Source organism: Pseudomonas sp. PA1(2017), from assembly GCF_001945375.1.
Taxonomy (GTDB): Bacteria; Pseudomonadota; Gammaproteobacteria; order Pseudomonadales; family Pseudomonadaceae; genus Aquipseudomonas.
The window spans coordinates 534,438-552,781 of the sequence record NZ_MSXU01000009.1 but is presented as its reverse complement, the minus strand read 5'-3'; the positions used below and the strand labels follow the sequence as shown (position 1 = coordinate 552,781).

Genomic DNA, 18,344 nt, shown 5'->3' with positions numbered 1-18,344 from the left:
CGCGCAAAAACTGGCCCGGCCCTCCGGGTTGCGCGGGAAATGACCTCCGCTGTCGTTGCAGGACTTGGCAAGGGAACAACCATTCCCTGCGTCCTGCGCCTAACCGGAGGCCATTTCTCGCAGCAACGCGGCTCGCGCTGAAACGGGAGCAGACCCTAGGCCATGACTTGCTGGGGCTTGCCGCGCAACCAGTCGTAGCCGCTGGCGAGCGCCAGCATCAGCGCCGAGGGCAACAGCCACGCCAGGCCCTGCTCGGCCAGCGGCAGGCTGGTCAGCCAACCTGGTAGCCAGCCGTCCAGGCCCGCCGCTTTCAAGCCATCGACGATACCGAACAGCGTCGCTATCAGCATCACCGGGCCAACAACGCGCGCGGCCGCGTTCCATAGCCCCCAGCAGAAGCTCAGCGCGATCAGTACGATGCACGGCGGGTAGATCGCCGTGAGCACCGGCACGGAAATCTGGATCAGCTTGGTCAGACCCAGGTTCGATACCACCAGCGAAAACGCTGCCAGGATGATCACCAGGCTGCGGTAGGACAGCGGCACCAGACGGCTGAAATACTCCGCGCAGGCGCAGGTCAGGCCGACCGCGGTGACCAGGCATGCCAGGGAAATCAGCACCGCCAGGAAACCGCTGCCCAGGCCGCCGAAAGTGTGCTGCACATAGGCATGCAGCACGGCCGCACCGTTGGTGGCGCCTTCGGCAATGGCATGGCTGCCGGCACCGAGGCGGAACAGGCTGATGTACACCAGCGCCAGGCCTACGCCGGCAATCAGCCCGGCGATGATCGCATAACGGGTGATCAGCTGCGGTGAGGTGACGCCGCGCGAGCGGATGGCGTTGACGATCACGATGCCGAATACCAATGCGCCCAGCGTATCCATGGTCAGGTAACCATTGATGAAACCCTGGGAGAACGGCGCAGCCTGGTAGGCCGGCGTCGCCGAACCCACGCCATCGGGCGTCAGCACGAACGCCGTGCCACCGAGGATCAGCAGCGCGAGAATCTTCATCGGCCCGAGCACCCGGCCGACCGTATCGAGCAGTCGGCCCGGATAGAGCGACACACCCAGCACGATGGCGAAGTACACCAGGCTGTAGATGAACAGTGCCAGCGGGCTCTCACCGGTCAGCGGTGCCAGGCCCACTTCGAACGACACCGTGGCGGTGCGCGGAGTGGCGAACAGCGGGCCGACCGCCAGGTAGCAGACCACGCCCAGCAGCACACCAGCGGCGCGCCCGATGGGCGTGCTGAGGGCGTCCATGGCGCCGCCGACCTTGGCCAGCGCGACCAGGGTAATGACCGGCAGCCCCACGGCGGTGATCAAAAAGCCCAATGCAGCCAGCCAGACATGCGGCCCGGCCTGCAGACCGACGATAGGCGGAAAAATGATGTTGCCGGCCCCGACGAACAGGGCGAACGTCATGAACCCCAGGGCGAGCACGTCCTGGCTTTTCAGGGAAGTCATCTAAGGAAATACCACATCACTAAAACGGAGTTGAGAGAGGGAGTCCCGATGGATAGAGGGAAACGTCATTCGCCCTTGTGGCGCGAACCTTGTTGCGGGCCCATTTCGGATAGAAACGAAACCCATTAGTTGCAAGGCTAACGATTTTGCCGCAAACGCCCCATCCGTTCCAGCCCGGCTGACGGCTGGCTGTAATGTGCTGTCGCTTGGGCAACAATTTTCATGCACAAAAAGAAGGCCACCCGAGGGTGGCCTTCTTTTCAGATCAGAATGGCTTACGCCTTCTTCACTTCCCAACCGGTCAGCTCGGCCAGGGCCTTGCCAATGTCAGCCAGGGAACGCACGGTTTTCACACCAGCGTCCTGCAGCGCAGCGAATTTCTCGTCTGCAGTGCCTTTGCCGCCGGAGATGATGGCGCCAGCGTGGCCCATGCGCTTGCCGGGCGGAGCGGTCACACCAGCGATGTAGGAAACTACAGGCTTGGTGACGTTAGCTTTGATGTAAGCAGCCGCTTCTTCTTCAGCCGAACCGCCGATCTCGCCGATCATGACGATCGCTTCGGTCTTCGGGTCTTCCTGGAACAGCTTCAGGATGTCGATGAAGTTGGAGCCCGGGATGGGGTCGCCACCGATGCCCACGCAGGTGGACTGGCCGAAACCGGCGTCGGTGGTCTGCTTGACGGCTTCATAGGTCAGGGTGCCGGAGCGCGACACGATGCCTACTTTGCCTGGCAGGTGGATGTGACCCGGCATGATGCCGATCTTGCACTCGCCGGGCGTGATCACGCCCGGGCAGTTCGGGCCGATCAGGCGAACGCCCAGCTCGTCACACTTGACCTTGGCGTCGAGCATGTCGAGGGTCGGGATGCCTTCGGTGATGCAGACGATCAGCTTGATGCCGCCGAAAGCCGCTTCCAGGATCGAGTCCTTGCAGAACGGAGCCGGAACGTAGATGACCGATGCGTCGGCGCCAGTGGCTTCAACGGCTTCTTTCACGGTGTTGAACACCGGCAGGCCCAGGTGAGTGGTGCCGCCTTTGCCCGGAGTCACGCCGCCAACCATCTGGGTGCCGTAGGCGATGGCTTGTTCGGAGTGGAAGGTACCTTGCGAACCAGTGAAACCCTGGCAGATAACCTTGGTGTCTTTATTGATCAGGACGCTCATTACTTGCCCTCCGCAGCTTTGACGACTTGCTGAGCAGCGTCGGTCAGGCTGGTTGCCGCGATGATGTTCAGGCCGCTGTCGGCCAGTACCTTGGCACCCAGTTCAGCGTTGTTGCCTTCCAGACGGACGACAACCGGAACCTTCACGCCAACTTCTTTCACTGCACCGATGATGCCTTCGGCAATCATGTCGCAACGAACGATACCGCCGAAGATGTTCACCAGAACGGCAGCGACGTTGCTGTCGGACAGGATGATCTTGAACGCTTCGGTCACGCGCTCTTTGGTCGCGCCGCCGCCAACGTCCAGGAAGTTGGCCGGCTTGCCGCCGTGCAGGTTGACGATGTCCATGGTACCCATGGCCAGGCCAGCACCGTTGACCATGCAACCGATGTTGCCTTCGAGGGCGACGTAGTTCAGTTCGAACTTGGCAGCGTGGGCTTCACGGGCGTCGTCTTGCGACGGGTCGTGGAAAGTCTTCAGCTTGGGCTGACGGTACATGGCGTTGGCGTCGATGTTGATCTTTGCGTCCAGGCAGTGCAGATCGCCGTCGGCCTTGATGACCAGCGGGTTGACTTCCAGCAGAGCCAGGTCGTGATCTTTGAACAGCTTGGCCAGACCTACGAAGATCTTAGCGAACTGAGCGACTTGCTTGCCTTCCAGGCCCAGCTGGAAAGCCAGCTCGCGGCCCTGGAACGGCTGAGCGCCGACCAGCGGATCGATGGTTGCCTTGAGGATCTTCTCGGGGGTTTCGTGAGCGATCTTCTCGATGTCCACGCCACCTTCGGTGGAAGCCATGAACACGATACGGCGGCTGGAGCGGTCAACGACTGCGCCCAGGTACAGTTCCTTGGCGATGTCGGTGCAGGACTCGACCAGGATCTTGGTGACAGGCTGGCCATTGGCGTCAGTCTGATAGGTCACCAGGCGCTTGCCCAGCCAGTTGGCAGCGAAAGCCTTGGCGTCTTCCTTGCTCTTGACCAGTTTCACACCGCCCGCTTTACCGCGGCCACCAGCGTGTACCTGAGCCTTGACGACCCACTCGGTACCACCGATTTTTTCGCAGGCCTCAGCGGCCTCTTCCGGGGTGTCTACGGCGAAGCCCTTGGATACGGGCAGGCCGTATTCAGCGAACAGCTGCTTACCCTGATACTCGTGAAGATTCATGCTTGTCTACCGTCTTCGTTTAGGTATTGCGCATCGGCGCCGCACTCACGTGCCGCACCACCTGTGACCACCATTAGGCAGTCCGGCGCACATTCCGTGTCGAGCCGAGCCCGACCCAGGCAACGCGCCGTGGTTCTATGCCAGAGAACGCCTGAAAAACGCCGGCCCGAAGGCCGGCATGCGACGTCTTAGCGCTTCTTGCGGTTGGCGATGTGAATCGCGCCACCGTTGACTGCCAGCGCGGCTTCGTGCAGCGCCTCGGACAGGGTCGGGTGCGAGAACACCATCATGCCCAGGTCTTCGGCACTGGTGCCGAATTCCATGCCGATGGCGCCCTGCTGTACCAGCTCGGCCGCGCTTGGGCCGATGACGTGAACGCCCAGCACGCGGTCGGTGTTGGCGTCAGCGATGACCTTGACGAAACCGCCGGTATCGTTGGCAGCCATGGCGCGGCCGCTGGCGGCGAACGGGAAGGTACCGACGTTGACGGCAACGCCTTCGCTCTTGAGCTGCTGCTCGGTCTTGCCGACCCACGCGATTTCCGGGTGAGTGTAGATGACCGACGGGATCAGGTCGTAGTTCATCTGGGCCTTGTGACCGGCGATGCGCTCGGCGACCATCACGCCCTCTTCCGAGGCTTTGTGGGCGAGCATCATGCCGCGTACCACGTCACCGATGGCGTAAACGCCCGGAACGCTGGTGGCGCACTGGTCGTCGACGAAAATGTAGCCACGCTCGTCCAGGTCCACGCCGCTGTCCGAAGCCAGCAGGTCGGTGGTTACCGGGCGACGGCCAACCGCAACGATCAGCTTGTCGAAGACGATTTTCTGTTCGCCAGCCGAGTCGGTGTAGTTGACGGTGACTTGCTTCTTCTTGACTTCGGAGCCGGTGACGCGCGCACCCAGCTTGATGTCCAGGCCCTGCTTGGTCAGGGTCTTGAAGGCTTCCTTGGCGACTGCTTCGTCAGCGGCCGGCAGGAACTTGTCCAGCGCTTCGAGAACGGTCACTTCTGCGCCCAGGCGAGCCCATACGGAGCCCAGCTCCAGACCGATGACGCCAGCGCCGATGACGCCCAGCTTCTTCGGCACGGCCTGGAATTCCAGGGCACCGGTGGAATCGACGATGACGTCCTGATCGACCGGAGCCGGCGGGATGTCGATCGGACGCGAGCCGGAGGCCAGGATCACGTTCTCGGCTTCGACGACGGAAGTCTTGCCATCCTTGTCGGTGACTTCGACTTTCTTGCCGGCCAGCAGTTTGCCGTGGCCTTCGAGCAGGGTCACGCCGTTGGCCTTGAACAGGCCGGCAACACCGCCGGTCAGGTTCTTGATGATGGTGTTCTTGCGACCGACCATGGCCGGTACGTCGATGCTCACGCCCTTGGCGCTGATGCCGTGAACGGCGAAACCGTCCTGGGCTTCATGGAATTTCCAGGAGCTGTCCAGCAGCGCCTTGGAGGGAATGCAACCGACGTTCAGGCAGGTGCCGCCCAGTGCGATCTTACCGTCCTTGTCCTGGTACTTCTCGATGCACGCGGTCTTGAGACCGAGTTGAGCGGCCTTGATGGCGGCAACATAGCCGCCAGGGCCGGCACCGATGACTACCACGTCGAATTTCTGGCTCATAAAAGATTCCTTTTAGCGTAAAGCTTCGAGCTCGAGCCGCGGATGAAGGCCCTGTAGGGCGCAGCGTCCACGACCCGCAGCTGCGTTTAGATGTCCAGCAGCAGACGCGCTGGGTCTTCCAGCAGGTTCTTGATGGTCACCAGGAAGGTCACGGCTTCTTTACCATCGATCAGGCGGTGATCGTAGGACAGCGCCAGGTACATCATCGGGCGAATGACCACTTGGCCGTTCACGGCAACCGGGCGCTGGATGATGTTGTGCATGCCCAGGATCGCGGCTTGCGGCGGGTTGACGATCGGCGTCGACATCATCGAACCGAAGGTACCACCGTTGGTGATGGTGAAGGTACCACCGGTCATTTCCTCGATGGACAGCTTGCCGTCGCGGGCTTTCTTGCCGTAGGCGGCGATGCCGGCTTCGATGTCGGCCAGGCCCATCAGTTCGGCGTTACGCAGAACCGGAACCACCAGGCCACGGTCGCTGGAAACGGCTACGCCGATGTCCTGGTAACCGTGGTAAACGATATCGTTGCCATCGATCGAGGCGTTGACCGCCGGCAGACGCTTCAGCGCCTCGGTGGCCGCCTTGACGAAGAAGGACATGAAGCCCAGGCGAGTGCCGTTGTGGGCCTTCTCGAACTGATCCTTGTACTTCGAACGCAGTGCCATGATCTCGGACATGTCGACTTCGTTGAAGGTGGTCAGCATCGCCATGTTCGACTGGGCTTCGACCAGACGACGGGCAACGGTGGCGCGAACGCGAGTCATCGGCACGCGCTTCTCGGTACGGTCGCCAGCAGCGGTTACTACCGGGGCTGCGGCAGCGGCGGCTGCAGCAGGCTTGGCAGCCGGAGCGTTCTTCTTGGCTTCAACGGCGGCGACCACGTCTTCCTTGGTCACACGGCCGCCTTTGCCCGAACCGCTGATGCTGTTCGGATCGATGCCGTTCTCTTCAGCCAGCTTGCGAGCGGCTGGCGAGAGGATCTGGTCGTCACCACCAGCAGCGGCCGGTGCAGCGGCAGCCTGGGCCGGCGCAGCAGCGGCTTGAGCAGGTGCAGCGGCCGGAGCGGCAGCGCCACCTTCGGTCAGCTTGCCCAGCACTTCGTTGGAGAGGACGGTATCGCCTTCGTTCTTGACGATCTCGGCAACCACGCCATCGGCCTCGGCCAGCACTTCGATCACGACCTTGTCGGTCTCGATGTCGACGATCAGCTCATCGCGCTTTACCGCTTCGCCCGGCTTCTTGTGCCAGGTGGCCACGGTGCCGTCGGCGACCGATTCGGGGAATGTAGGGGCTTTGATCTCGATAGCCATTGTGTTCTTTTCCTTAAATTCGGTGGTTTCGAGGAAGCGGCCTCAACGGGCCGCCTCCTTCGCGATGGCATTAAACGGTGAAGGCATCCTGCAGCAGTTTTTCCTGCTGTTCGGCGTGCATGGACGCATAACCACAGGCCGGAGCGGCCGAGGCATCACGCCCGGCGTACTCGAGCACCAGCGACTTCTTGTGCGCCGAAGCGGCACGACGCATGTGGTGCTGGCTGCAGTACCAGGCGCCCTGGTTCATCGGCTCTTCCTGACACCAGACGATGTGCTTGAGGTTCTTGTACGGTGCGAGAACCTCGGCCAGGTCGTCTTCCGGGAACGGATACAGCTGCTCGATACGCACGATGGCGATATCTTCGCGGCCTTCGGCGCGGCGTTTTTCCAGCAGGTCGTAGTAGACCTTGCCGCTGCACAGCACCAGACGCTCGACCTTTTTCGGGTCGATGGCATCGATTTCCGGGATGACGGTCTGGAACGAACCTTCGGCTAGATCCTCCAGAGTCGATACGGCCAGCTTGTGGCGCAGCAGCGACTTGGGCGTCAGCACGACCAGCGGCTTGCGCAGCGGGCGAATGACCTGACGGCGCAGCAGGTGGTAGATCTGCGCTGGCGTGGTCGGTACCGCGACCTGGATGTTCTGCTCGGCGCACAGCTGCAGATAACGCTCCAGGCGTGCCGAGGAGTGCTCCGGGCCCTGCCCTTCATAACCGTGCGGCAGCAGCATGGTCAGGCCGCACAGACGACCCCACTTGGTTTCGCCGCTGGAAATGAACTGGTCGAACACCACCTGGGCGCCGTTGGCGAAGTCGCCGAACTGAGCTTCCCAGATCACCAGCGCATTTGGCGTGGTGGTGGCATAACCGTATTCGAAAGCCAGTACCGCTTCTTCCGACAGGAAGGAGTCGTACAGGTCGAAACGCGGCTGACCTTCGTACAGGTTCTGCAGTGGCAGGTAGGCCGAACCGTCCTTCTGGTTGTGCAGTTGTGCATGACGGTGCGAGAAAGTACCGCGACCCACGTCCTGACCGGTGATACGGATCGGGTGACCTTCGACCAGCAGGGTCGCGTAGGCCATCGTCTCGGCGTAGCCCCAGTTCAACGGCAGGCCACCGGCGCCCATCTTGCCACGGTCTTCGTAGATCTTGCCGACCTGACGCTGAACCACGAAACCGTCCGGAGTCTGCAGCAGTTTGCTGGACAGCTCTTGCAGGGTCTTGAGGTCGAAGCGGGTGTCGTGACGCGCGGTCCAGGCGTGGCCCAGGTACGGACGCCAGTCCACGAACAGTTCCTTGTTCGGCTCCTTGACCAGGCTCTTGACCACGTGCTGACCGTTGTCGAGCGCCGTGCGGTACTCGTCCACCGGAGCCTGCACCGCTTCGGCGGTCAAACGACCACCGCCGGTCAGGGCGTCGGCGTACAGTTCGCGCGTGGTGCGCTGTTTGGCGATCTGCTGGTACATCAGCGGCTGGGTGCCACTCGGCTCGTCGGCCTCGTTGTGGCCGCGGCGACGGTAGCAGACCAGGTCGATCACCACGTCACGCTTGTACTGCATGCGGTAATCGACGGCCAGTTGGGTAACGAACAGCACGGCTTCCGGATCATCGCCATTCACATGGAAGATCGGCGCCTGGATCATCTTGGCGACGTCGGTGGCGTACTCGGTGGAACGCGCGTCGTCGGCCCGGTTGGTGGTGAAGCCAACCTGGTTGTTGATCACGATGTGGATGGTGCCGCCCGTCTTGTAGGCACGGGTCTGCGACATCTGGAAGGTTTCCATGACCACGCCCTGACCGGCGAATGCCGCGTCACCGTGGATGGAAATCGGCACGACCTTGTCGCCGGTCGCGTCACTGCGACGATCCTGGCGAGCACGTACCGAACCTTCGACCACCGGAGAAACGATCTCCAGGTGCGACGGGTTGAACGCCAGCGCCAGGTGCACTTCGCCACCCGAGGTCATCACGTTCGAGGAGAAACCCTGGTGGTACTTCACGTCACCGGAGCTCAGGCCTTCGACCTTCTTGCCTTCGAACTCGTCGAACAGGTCGCGCGGGTTCTTGCCGAAGGTGTTGACCAGCACGTTCAGACGGCCACGGTGGGCCATGCCGATGACGATTTCCTTGGTGCCGTAGGAGCCGGAGCGCTGGATGATCTCGTCCAGCATCGGAATCAGGCTCTCGCCACCTTCCAGACCGAAGCGCTTGGTGCCCGGGTATTTGGTGCCCAGGTACTTTTCCAGACCTTCAGCAGCGGTGAGGCGCTCGAGCAGGTGGCTCTGCACCTCGGCGGAGATCTGCGGGCGACCACGAACGCTTTCCAGACGCTGCTGGAACCAGCTGCGCTGATCGGAATCGACGATGTGAGTGAACTCGGAGCCGATGGTGCGACAATATGTCTGATGCAAAGCGTCGCGGATTTCCCGCAAAGTTGCTTCTTCTTTGCCGATTGCCAGACCACCCGTGCGGAAGGTGGTATCCAGATCCGCGTCGGTAAGGCTGTAATGGCTGATCGACAGATCAGCAGGAACAGGACGCTGCCACAGCCCAAGCGGATCGAGCTGAGCCGCCTGGTGGCCACGCATGCGGAATGCCTGAATCAACCGCAACACTTCGACCTGCTTCTTCTCGTGCTCGCTGCTCACTGTCCCGGCAGAAGCCGGCTGAGCGCGACGCTGGTTCTTGGCCAGCAACACGAAATGATCACGAATCGTCGAGTGCGATACGTCATTGGCGGTGCTGCCTTCGGACGGCAACTTATCGAAATAAGTGCGCCACTCTTCCGGCACGGCGTTGGGATCGTGCAGGTAGAGCTCATAGAGCTCCTCCACGTAGGCAGCGTTACCACCGGATAGGTGGGCACTGTCCCACATGCGCTGCATCACGCTTTCTTGCATGCTTGGTCACCCTCGGTAAGGGGACACCACCGGCGAGGACACCGACTGGCTTTCGAAGTCATGTTGCAGCGACTTCAACAAGCCACCAAGAATCCCGCAGATAGTCCGGGCACCAGCCCGAATGCCCCTGCTGGTCGTCATATTTTTCGTATGAGGGCGTTGGCGGCTAGGCCAACGTCCTGGCGATACTGCAACACCGACATTACGTCGGTGCGGCAGGTGTTACGGGTACAGCTAAAGAACGGTGAATCAGGTGCCGCTCTGCAGCAGCATGTTGCGTACGTGACCGATGGCCTTGGTCGGGTTCAGACCCTTGGGGCACACGTTCACGCAGTTCATGATCCCACGGCAGCGGAACACACTGAATGGATCATCGAGCGACGCCAATCGTTCCGCGGTCTTGGTATCACGGCTGTCGGCCAGGAAGCGATAGGCCTGCAGCAGTGCAGCCGGGCCCAGGAACTTGTCCGGGTTCCACCAGAACGACGGGCAGCTGGTCGAGCAGCATGCACACAGGATGCACTCGTACAGGCCGTCGAGCTTCTCGCGCTCTTCCGGCGACTGCAGACGTTCGATGGCCGGAGCCGGCGTGTCGTTCTGCAGGAACGGCTGCACCTTCTCGTACTGTTTGTAGAAGATGCTCATATCGACGACCAGGTCACGAATGACCGGCAGGCCAGGCAGCGGGCGGATCACCAGCTTGTTGCCCTTGACCACGCTGGAGATCGGCGTGATGCAGGCCAGGCCGTTCTTGCCACTGATGTTCATGCCGTCGGAGCCACAAACGCCTTCACGGCAGGAACGACGGTAGGAGAAGCCTTCGTCCTGTTCTTTGATGAGCGCCAGGATGTCCAGCACCATCAGGTCTTTGCCGTCGATGGTGATGTCGAAGTCCTGCATGAACGGCGCTTTGTCCGCTTCCGGGTTGTAGCGATAAACGCTGACTTTCAAGCTTTTGCCAAGAGACATGGTAGCCACCCTTAATAAGTACGAACTTTGGGTTCAAACGCCGGTACGGTCTTCGGCGAGAAGTTGACATCGCGCTTGGCGACACGTTTCTCACCCGGGAAGTACAGGCTGTGGCACAACCAGTTGGTGTCGTCACGGTCTTCGAAGTCTTCACGGGCGTGAGCACCGCGGGACTCGGTACGGGTGTCAGCTGCGATGGCAGTGGCTTCGGCGACTTCCAGCAGGTTCTGCAGCTCCAGCGCTTCGATACGCGCGGTGTTGAAGGCCTGGCTCTTGTCGTTGATCTTGACCTTGGCGATGCGCTCGCGCAGGTCGGACAGCTGAGCGATGCCCTTCTTCATGTATTCGCCAGTGCGGAATACGCCGAAGTAGTTCTGCATGCACGACTGCAGTTCGCGCTTGAGCGTGGCAACGTCTTCGCCACTGCTGCGCTCGTTGACGCCAGCCAGACGGCTCAGCGACAGCTCGATGTCGGTTTCGCTGGCACCACGGACTTCCACGCCTTCTTTCAGCGCTTTTTCCAAGTGCAGGCCAGCGGCGCGGCCGAACACCACCAGGTCGAGCAGCGAGTTGCCGCCCAGACGGTTGGCGCCGTGAACCGATACGCAAGCCACTTCGCCTACGGCGAACAGACCTTCGATGATCTTGTCGTTGCCGTTGGCATCCTGGGTGATCGCCTGGCCATGAATGTTGGTGGCAACGCCGCCCATCATGTAGTGGCAGGTCGGAATGACCGGAACGGGCGCGACGACCGGGTCGACATGGGCGAAAGTCTTCGACAGTTCGCAGATGCCTGGCAGGCGGCTGTGCAGCACTTCCTCGCCGAGGTGGTCGAGCTTGAGCAGTACGTGGTCCTTGTTCGGGCCACAGCCGTTGCCGGCGATCACTTCCTTGACCATGGAACGGGCCACAACGTCGCGACCGGCGAGGTCTTTGGCGTTCGGCGCATAACGCTCCATGAAGCGCTCGCCATGGGCGTTGATCAGGTAACCACCTTCACCACGGCAGCCTTCGGTAACCAGTACACCAGCGCCGGCGATACCGGTCGGGTGGAACTGCCACATTTCGATGTCCTGCACCGGCACGCCAGCACGCAGGGCCATGCCCACGCCGTCGCCAGTGTTGATCAGGGCGTTGGTGGTGGAGGCGTAGATACGGCCAGCACCGCCGGTGGCCAGAACCACGGCTTTGGAGCGAATGTAGACGGTTTCGCCGGTTTCGATGCAGATGGCGATGACACCGACGATGGCGCCGTCCTGGTTCTTCACCAGGTCGACCGCGTACCACTCGTTGAGGAACGAGGTGCCGGCCTTCAGGTTGGCCTGGTACAGGGTGTGCAGCAGCGCGTGACCGGTACGGTCGGCAGCGGCGCAGGTACGAGCGGCCTGAGTCGGATTGTCCGGACCCTTGGACTGGCCACCGAACGGACGCTGATAGATGCGGCCCTGCTCGGTACGGGAGAACGGCAGACCCATGTGCTCGAGCTCGAACACCGCTTCCGGGCCGACGGAACACATGTATTCGATCGCGTCCTGGTCGCCGATGTAGTCGGAACCCTTGACGGTGTCGTACATGTGCCAGCGCCAGTCATCGTTCGGATCGTTCGAGGCGATGGCGCAGGTGATGCCGCCCTGGGCCGAAACGGTGTGAGAACGGGTCGGGAAGACCTTGGTGACCACTGCTGTCTTGTGACCGCCTTGCGCCAGCTGCAGAGCAGCGCGCATACCGGCACCGCCACCACCGACGATGATGGCGTCATAGGAAAGAGTACGAATGCTAGTCATGAATCAGAAACCCCAAAGAATCTGCACGCCCCAGACGAAGAACACGAACATGGCGATGCCACACGCGGCCTGGAACAGAAAACGCACAACGGTTGCCCACTTGCCCAGCGCGGTCGGCGTCAGGTAGTCGGTGGAGATGGTCCACATGCCGACCCAGGCGTGAACGCCGAGCGCCACGAGAGTCAGCAGGCTGAAGATGCGCATTGCATTATTGGAGAACAGGCCATGCCATTCGGCGTAGCCCATGCCTGGATTCAGGACGATGTAGCCCAGCAGAAACAGGACATAAGCCGCGAGCACGACCGCAGAAACGCGTTGAGCCATCCAGTCGTAGAGACCCGAACGCGAGAAATTCGTGACGTTAGTTACCATATCCATACCCCCAGCAGCACGATCAGGATCGCCGATACGACGAGAACGATTTTGGAACCCAGCTTGCCGCCTTCCAGCGTCTCACCGACTCCAGCATCCATGATCAGGTGGCGCACACCGGCCACCAGGTGGTACAGCAGAGCGGACAACAGTCCCCAGATCACGAACTTGGCCAGCGGGCTGGTCAAGCATTCTTTCACCTGCGCGAAGCCCTCTTCCGAAGACAGCGATTTGTCGAGCCCGAACAGCAGCACGGCAATGCCGAGGAAAAGGATCACGCCAGATATACGGTGAAGAATGGACGTGTAAGCAGTGACTGGGAGTTTTATCGTCCGAAGGTCTAAGTTTACAGGTCGTTGGCTATTCACGGCTTTATTATCACACTGAGAGCCCCAGCTATCAGGGCTGAGTTGTCGGGAAGCGCACTGGTCAGGTACCCATCACCCAAGAAGTGACAACCACCAGAAACCGGGCTCAAGGCCCTTGGCAGTCGGGCGCAGAGTATAGACAGTTAGGTCGCTAATGACAACGCGGATACCTCGACCTAATAGCGATTGCGTCAAGCCTGAAAATGGCGTAATAGGGCGCGCCTTTTTGTCGCAGGCAGGGCACTCAAACCCTTCTATTGCCTGGGTTTTCGCAAATTGACTTTCAGATTCATAACACTATAGTGATGCGGGCCCTGCGTGGGGGGCCGACTGATGATTCCAAGCATAACTAGGAGGCCACACATGGCTGACAAAAAAGCGCAGTTGATCATCGAGGGCGCAGCCCCCGTCGAGCTGCCCGTTTTATCCGGCACCGTTGGCCCAGATGTGATCGACGTGCGGAGCCTGACTGCCACGGGCAACTTCACCTTCGACCCCGGCTTCATGTCGACCGCATCGTGCGAGTCGAAGATCACCTACATTGATGGTGACAAGGGCGTACTGCTGCACCGCGGCTACCCCATAGAGCAACTGGCCGAGAAAGCCGACTACCTGGAAACCTGCTACCTGCTGCTCAACGGCGAACTGCCGAACGAAGAGCAGAAGGCCCAGTTCGTCAGCACCATCAAGAACCACACCATGGTTCACGAACAACTGAAGACCTTCTTCAACGGCTTCCGTCGTGACGCCCACCCGATGGCCGTCATGTGTGGTGTGGTCGGCGCCCTCTCCGCCTTCTACCACGACTCCCTCGACATCAAGAACCCGCAGCACCGCGACATTTCCGCGATGCGCCTGGTCGCCAAGATGCCGACCATCGCTGCCATGGTGTACAAGTACTCCAAGGGCGAGCCGATGATGTACCCGCGTAACGACCTGAACTACGCGGAAAACTTCCTGCACATGATGTTCAACACCCCGTGCGAGACCAAGCCGATCAGCCCAGTGCTGGCCAAGGCCATGGACCGCATCTTCATCCTGCACGCCGACCACGAACAGAACGCTTCCACCTCCACCGTGCGCCTGGCGGGCTCCTCGGGTGCCAACCCGTTCGCCTGTATCGCTGCCGGTATCGCCGCGCTCTGGGGCCCGGCCCACGGCGGTGCGAACGAAGCCGTACTGGCCATGCTGGACGAGATCGGCGACGTGTCGAACATCGACAAGTTCATTGCCAAGGCCAAGGACAAGGACGATCCGTTCAAGCTCATGGGCTTCGGTCACCGCGTCTACAAGAACTTCGACCCACGCGCCCAGGTCATGAAACAGACCTGCGACGAAGTGCTGGCCGAACTGGGCATCAACGACCCGCAGCTGGAACTGGCCATGAAGCTCGACGAGATCGCCCGTAACGATCCGTACTTCAAGGAGCGCAACCTGTACCCGAACGTCGACTTCTACTCGGGGATCATCCTCAAGGCGATCGGCATTCCAACCAGCATGTTCACCGTGATCTTCGCCCTGGCGCGCACCGTCGGCTGGATCTCGCACTGGAAAGAAATGCTCTCCGGCCCGTACAAGATCGGCCGCCCGCGCCAGCTGTACACCGGCCCGACCCAGCGAGACATCAAGAAGTAAGCTTCTTGCGCTGAGCCCGCTGTGACAAGAAAGCCCATATCCACGGATATGGGCTTTTTCGTTTCTGTCCCTGTCGCTCAGGCTTTATCATGGCGCCCTGTTTCCACAACCGGGCCGTTCATGAAATTCGCCATCGCCCTGTTTTCACCGCCTTCGGCGCCCTCCTCCCGCCGCGCCCTGCGTTTTGCAGAAGCAGCGCTGAACGGTGGCCATGAGATCGTGCGCCTGTTCTTCTACGCCGATGGCGTGCACAGCGCCTCGGGCACTATCGTCAGCCCTCAGGATGAGACCGACGTCGCGCGCCAGTGGCGTGAATTCGTCGCCAGCAACGGGCTCGACGGCGTGGTGTGCATCGCCGCCGCCTTGCGTCGTGGCGTGCTCGACGAACAGGAAGCGCGCCGTTACGAGCGCGAAGCGGCCAACCTGCCCGCACCCTGGGTGCTGTCCGGCTTGGGTCAGTTGCACGAGGCAGCTCAAGAAGCTGACCGGCTGATCTGCTTCGGAGGTGACTGAGATGAGCCAATCCCTGCTGATCATCAGCCGCCAGGCGCCCTGGAACGGCACCGGCGCCCGCGAAGCCCTGGATATCGCCCTGGCCGGTGGCGCCTTCGACCTGCCCATCGGCCTGCTGTTTCTCGATGACGGCGTACTACAGCTGGCTGTCGGGCAAGCGCCCCAGGCCGTGCAGCAGAAAGACCTCACCGCCAACCTGCAGGCCCTGCCGATGTTCGGCGTCGAAGCGCTCTATGCCTGCGCCCATAGTCTGGCGCAGCGCGGCCTGAGCGAAACCTCGCTGGCCGTCGAACGCCTGGACACCGACGGTCTGCGCGCCCTCATCGACCGCTATGACCAGGTGATCACGCTGTGACGAAGACCCTGCACGTACTCTCCAGCTCCCCGTTCAGTAACGACCGCCTGAGCAGCTGCCTGCGCCTGCTGGGCAATGGTGACGGCCTGCTGCTGTGCGGCGACGCCACTTACGCCGCACAGCCCGGCACCCAACACGGCGAAGCGCTGGTAGCGCTGCAAGGCGTCGCGCTGTATGCCCTGGCCGAAGACATCAAGGCCCGCGCCCTGCAGCCTGGTGCCGGCATCGAACAGATCGACTATCCGGGCTTCGTCGCCCTCGCCTGCCGATTCAGCAAGGTGAACACCTGGTTATGAGCGCCCTGACCGTCAACGACCGCCCCATCGATCTGGACAAGGACGGCTACCTGCTCGACCTGCAGGACTGGTCCGCCGAGGTCGCCACCGCGCTGGCCGCGCGCGAAGGCCTGGAGCTGAGCGCCGAGCACTGGGAAATCCTCGAATTGCTGCGCGCCTTCCATGACGAATTCCAACTGTCGCCGGCCAACCGCCCGCTGATCAAGTACGTCGCCCTCAAGCTCGGGCCGGACAAGGGCAACAGCCTGCACCTCAACCGCCTGTTCAACGGCGCTCCCGCCAAACTCGCCGCCAAGCTGGCGGGCCTGCCCAAGCCGACCAATTGCCTATGAACCTGATCACCCCCGAAGAACACCCGTTCGCCACCTTCGTGCGCATTCTCGGCAAGGGCAAGCGCGGCGCGCGCAACCTGACTCGCGAAGAAGCCCGGGATGCCATGGGCATGATTCTCGACGGCAAGGTCGAGGACGCCCAGCTCGGCGCCTTTCTGATGCTGCTGCGCCACAAGGAAGAAAGCGCCGAGGAAATGGCCGGGTTTACCGAAGCGGTGCGTGCCCGCCTGGCTGCACCCGCCATTCAGGTCGACTTCGACTGGCCTACCTACGCCGGCAAGAAGCGCCACCTGCCCTGGTTCCTGCTCGCCGCGAAAGCGCTTGCAGACAGCGGTCTGCGCATTTTCATGCACGGCGGCGGCGCGCATACCGCCGGGCGCCTGTACAGCGAGCAATTGCTCGGCGAACTGGATATTCCGCTGTGCCGCAACTGGGACGAGGTTTCGCGCAATCTGGAGCACCGTAACCTGGCCTTCATGCCGCTGGGCGACTGGATGCCCGCCCTGCAACGCATGATCGACCTGCGCAACGTACTGGGCCTGCGCTCACCGATCCACTCGCTGGCGCGCATTCTCAACCCGCTGGCGGCACGTTGCGGCTTGCGGAGCATCTTCCACCCCGGTTATCAGGCCGTGCACCGCGAGGCCAGCCAGTTGCTCGGTGATCACACCATCGTGGTCAAGGGTGACGGCGGCGAGATCGAGCTGAACCCGGATGCCGTCTGCCATCTGTATGGCACCGAGCACGGCAACAACTGGGACGAAGACTGGCCGATGCTCTCCGAGCGCCGTCACGTCAAACCCGAGCGTCTCGACCCGGCTCACCTGCAAGCCGTGTGGCACGGCGAGGCCGAGGATGCTTACGGCCAGTTGGCCATTGTCGCCACCATGGCGCTGGCTCTGCGCGGGCTGGGTCTGGACCGAGAAGCCGCGTTCGCCGAGGCGGATAAACGCTGGCAGGCACGGAATATATCGAAACAGCCGATTCGTTGAACCCGGTTTTTACGGCCTGGGTCGATAGCTGACTGGGTAGACTCCAGGCATCGACTGAAACGGGGGTAAACGACATGGGCTTGCTGATCGAAGGCCAATGGCACGACCAGTGGTACGACACCGGCGCGGGCGGGCGCTTCAAGCGCGAGAACGCCCAGCGCCGCAACTGGATAACCGCAGACGGCGCGGCCGGACCATCCGGCGAAGGTGGCTTTGCCGCCGACGCCGGCCGCTATCATCTCTATGTATCGCTGGCCTGCCCCTGGGCGCACCGCACCCTGATTCTGCGCACCCTCAAGGGCCTCGAGCCGCTGATCGAGGTTTCGGTGGTCAGTTGGCTGATGCGCGAGAACGGCTGGACCTTCGACCCGGAACACGGCTCCAGCGGCGACGCCCTGGACGGTTTCGCCTTCCTGCACCAGCGCTACACCGAGGACGACCCGGAATACACCGGTCGGGTCACCGTGCCACTGCTGTGGGACAAGCAGCATCAACGCATCGTCAGCAACGAATCGGCGGAGATCATCCGCATGTTCAACTCGGCGTTCGATGGCATCACCGGCAACCGTCTGGACTTCTACCCCGAGCCCCTGCGCGGCGAAATCGATGCGCTCAATGCACGCATCTACCCGGCAGTGAACAACGGCGTTTATCGCGCCGGCTTCGCCACCACCCAGGCGGCCTACGAAGAAGCGTTCGATGAGCTGTTCGCGGAGCTGTCGGTGCTGGAAACCCGCCTGGGGCAATCGCGCTACCTGACTGGCGAGTACCTGACCGAAGCGGACTGGCGACTGTTCACCACCCTGGTGCGCTTCGACGCCGTGTACCACGGCCACTTCAAGTGCAACCTGCGGCGCATCGCCGATTACCCGAACCTCAGTAACTGGCTGCGCGAGCTCTACCAATGGCCCGGCGTGGCGGCGACCGTGGATATGTGGCACATCCAGCACCACTACTACGCCAGCCACCAGACCATCAACCCGACCGGCATCGTGCCCAAGGGCCCGGCGCTGGACTTCGATGCGCCCCATGATCGCGAGCGCCTGCCAGGCAAAGGCGTTCATAGCCACATTTGAGCAAAGATGTAGCC

The 18,344-nt window shown here is 61.9% G+C and carries 17 protein-coding genes; 7 read left to right on the top strand and 10 right to left on the bottom strand.

Annotated features, from left to right (window positions below; genetic code table 11):
• Window positions 1–155 precede the first annotated feature (155 nt).
• The 10 genes from brnQ to sdhC form a co-directional block, all read right to left on the bottom strand.
• Window positions 156–1,469 carry a branched-chain amino acid transport system II carrier protein gene (brnQ, locus tag BVH01_RS09620; protein ID WP_075930114.1) on the bottom strand — a complete coding sequence of 438 codons (1,314 nt, stop codon included), beginning with the start codon at window positions 1,467–1,469 and terminating at the stop codon, window positions 156–158.
• Between the two features lie 275 nt (window positions 1,470–1,744).
• Complete coding sequence (gene sucD, locus BVH01_RS09615; protein WP_070887729.1) at window positions 1,745–2,632, bottom strand: succinate--CoA ligase subunit alpha; 888 nt, start codon at window positions 2,630–2,632, stop codon at window positions 1,745–1,747.
• Entirely contained in the window at window positions 2,632–3,798 is a 1,167-nt protein-coding gene (gene sucC, locus BVH01_RS09610; protein WP_070887730.1) for an ADP-forming succinate--CoA ligase subunit beta, read from the bottom strand. Before sucC ends, sucD begins: the two co-directional genes overlap by 1 nt.
• Window positions 3,799–3,986: 188 nt before the next feature.
• Window positions 3,987–5,423 carry a dihydrolipoyl dehydrogenase gene (lpdA, locus tag BVH01_RS09605; protein ID WP_075930113.1) on the bottom strand — a complete coding sequence of 479 codons (1,437 nt, stop codon included), beginning with the start codon at window positions 5,421–5,423 and terminating at the stop codon, window positions 3,987–3,989.
• Between the two features lie 86 nt (window positions 5,424–5,509).
• Window positions 5,510–6,736, bottom strand: coding sequence for a 2-oxoglutarate dehydrogenase complex dihydrolipoyllysine-residue succinyltransferase (gene odhB, locus BVH01_RS09600; RefSeq protein WP_075930112.1), 1,227 nt, complete (start codon window positions 6,734–6,736; stop codon window positions 5,510–5,512).
• Window positions 6,737–6,806: 70 nt separating this feature from the next.
• Window positions 6,807–9,638: a 2-oxoglutarate dehydrogenase E1 component gene (locus tag BVH01_RS09595; protein WP_075930111.1), complete on the bottom strand. Its 2,832-nt coding sequence runs from the start codon at window positions 9,636–9,638 to the stop codon at window positions 6,807–6,809.
• A gap of 249 nt (window positions 9,639–9,887) precedes the next feature.
• Complete coding sequence (locus BVH01_RS09590) at window positions 9,888–10,607, bottom strand: succinate dehydrogenase iron-sulfur subunit (RefSeq protein ID WP_013791587.1); 720 nt, start codon at window positions 10,605–10,607, stop codon at window positions 9,888–9,890.
• Between the two features lie 11 nt (window positions 10,608–10,618).
• A complete protein-coding gene (gene sdhA / locus BVH01_RS09585) occupies window positions 10,619–12,391 on the bottom strand; it encodes a succinate dehydrogenase flavoprotein subunit (RefSeq protein WP_075930110.1) in 1,773 nt (590 codons plus the stop codon).
• Between the two features lie 3 nt (window positions 12,392–12,394).
• On the bottom strand, window positions 12,395–12,763 hold the full coding sequence (gene sdhD / locus BVH01_RS09580) for a succinate dehydrogenase, hydrophobic membrane anchor protein (protein ID WP_075930109.1): 369 nt from the start codon (window positions 12,761–12,763) through the stop codon (window positions 12,395–12,397).
• Window positions 12,757–13,131 carry a succinate dehydrogenase, cytochrome b556 subunit gene (sdhC, locus tag BVH01_RS09575; protein ID WP_042553720.1) on the bottom strand — a complete coding sequence of 125 codons (375 nt, stop codon included), beginning with the start codon at window positions 13,129–13,131 and terminating at the stop codon, window positions 12,757–12,759. The genes sdhD and sdhC overlap by 7 nt, the downstream gene beginning before the upstream one ends.
• Window positions 13,132–13,494: 363 nt before the next feature.
• Here sdhC and gltA point away from each other — a divergent pair, with 363 nt between their 5' ends.
• The 7 genes from gltA to BVH01_RS09540 all read left to right on the top strand — a co-directional run bounded on the left by gltA (window position 13,495) and on the right by BVH01_RS09540 (window position 18,330).
• On the top strand, window positions 13,495–14,766 hold the full coding sequence (gltA, locus tag BVH01_RS09570) for a citrate synthase (RefSeq protein ID WP_075930108.1): 1,272 nt from the start codon (window positions 13,495–13,497) through the stop codon (window positions 14,764–14,766).
• Window positions 14,767–14,886: 120 nt separating this feature from the next.
• Window positions 14,887–15,279, top strand: coding sequence for a sulfurtransferase complex subunit TusD (gene tusD, locus BVH01_RS09565; protein ID WP_075930107.1), 393 nt, complete (start codon window positions 14,887–14,889; stop codon window positions 15,277–15,279).
• A 1-nt stretch (window position 15,280) separates the two neighbouring features.
• Window positions 15,281–15,634, top strand: a complete 354-nt coding sequence (tusC, locus tag BVH01_RS09560) for a sulfurtransferase complex subunit TusC (protein WP_075930106.1) — start codon at window positions 15,281–15,283, stop codon at window positions 15,632–15,634.
• A complete protein-coding gene (gene tusB, locus BVH01_RS09555) occupies window positions 15,631–15,930 on the top strand; it encodes a sulfurtransferase complex subunit TusB (protein ID WP_075930105.1) in 300 nt (99 codons plus the stop codon). Before tusC ends, tusB begins: the two co-directional genes overlap by 4 nt.
• On the top strand, window positions 15,927–16,262 hold the full coding sequence (locus BVH01_RS09550; RefSeq protein ID WP_075930104.1) for a TusE/DsrC/DsvC family sulfur relay protein: 336 nt from the start codon (window positions 15,927–15,929) through the stop codon (window positions 16,260–16,262). The genes tusB and BVH01_RS09550 overlap by 4 nt, the downstream gene beginning before the upstream one ends.
• Window positions 16,259–17,254, top strand: coding sequence for a glycosyl transferase family protein (locus BVH01_RS09545; protein ID WP_075930103.1), 996 nt, complete (start codon window positions 16,259–16,261; stop codon window positions 17,252–17,254). Before BVH01_RS09550 ends, BVH01_RS09545 begins: the two co-directional genes overlap by 4 nt.
• Window positions 17,255–17,328: 74 nt before the next feature.
• Window positions 17,329–18,330 (top strand): glutathione S-transferase family protein, encoded by a 1,002-nt coding sequence (locus BVH01_RS09540; RefSeq protein WP_075930102.1) that lies wholly within the window; start codon window positions 17,329–17,331, stop codon window positions 18,328–18,330.
• Window positions 18,331–18,344 lie beyond the last annotated feature (14 nt).